Consider the following 528-nt stretch of genomic DNA (forward strand, 5'->3'; position numbering starts at 1 on the left):
CTGAATATCGCGCGATAGCATGGCCTCTCATTCATTGAGGAGGCAGATTATGACCACTACCTACACACCCCGTCGCAGCTCTGAGCAATGGCAGTCCCTGGTCGAGCAGTGGCAGAAGAGCGGCCAGTCCGCCAAACAGTTTTGCAAAGAACAGGGCTTGGGTTACGCCAGCTTCTGCCGGTGGCGAAAGCGTCTCACTCAGACGGATAAGAAGACATCGGCAGCTGAACCTTCATCCCCGGAGCCCTCGTTCATTGATCTCGCGTCACTGGGAGCGTCACAGCCGGGCGGCTGGCACATCGTCTTGAGCCTCGGTGGTGGGGTCGAGCTGACGCTGAGCCAACGCTGATGTTCGTTCCCAGCCAACAAGCTCGAATCTGGTTGCGCACCGAACCTACTGACATGCGTAAATCCTATAATGGCTTGAGCGCTTTGGTAAAAAACCACCTGGAGCAGGATCCGTTGAGTGGCCATTACTTCGTGTTCGTCAATCGACGCAAGACGATGATGAAGGTCTTGTACTTCGAG

At 55.5% G+C, this 528-nt stretch carries 2 protein-coding genes; both read left to right on the forward strand.

Annotated features, from left to right (window positions below; all coding sequences use genetic code 11):
* Positions 1-49 precede the first annotated feature (49 nt).
* Positions 50-349 carry an IS66 family insertion sequence element accessory protein TnpA gene (gene tnpA, locus AAE514_RS18530; protein WP_347333047.1) on the forward strand — a complete coding sequence of 100 codons (300 nt, stop codon included), beginning with the start codon at positions 50-52 and terminating at the stop codon, positions 347-349.
* Positions 349-528 (forward strand): IS66 family insertion sequence element accessory protein TnpB (gene tnpB / locus AAE514_RS18670; RefSeq protein WP_430623926.1); only part of this gene is annotated, 180 nt, incomplete at its 3' end. The genes tnpA and tnpB, both read left to right, overlap by 1 nt.

Origin of the sequence: Marinimicrobium locisalis (assembly GCF_039822625.1) — a bacterium.
Classification (GTDB): domain Bacteria; phylum Pseudomonadota; class Gammaproteobacteria; order Pseudomonadales; family Cellvibrionaceae; genus Marinimicrobium; species Marinimicrobium locisalis.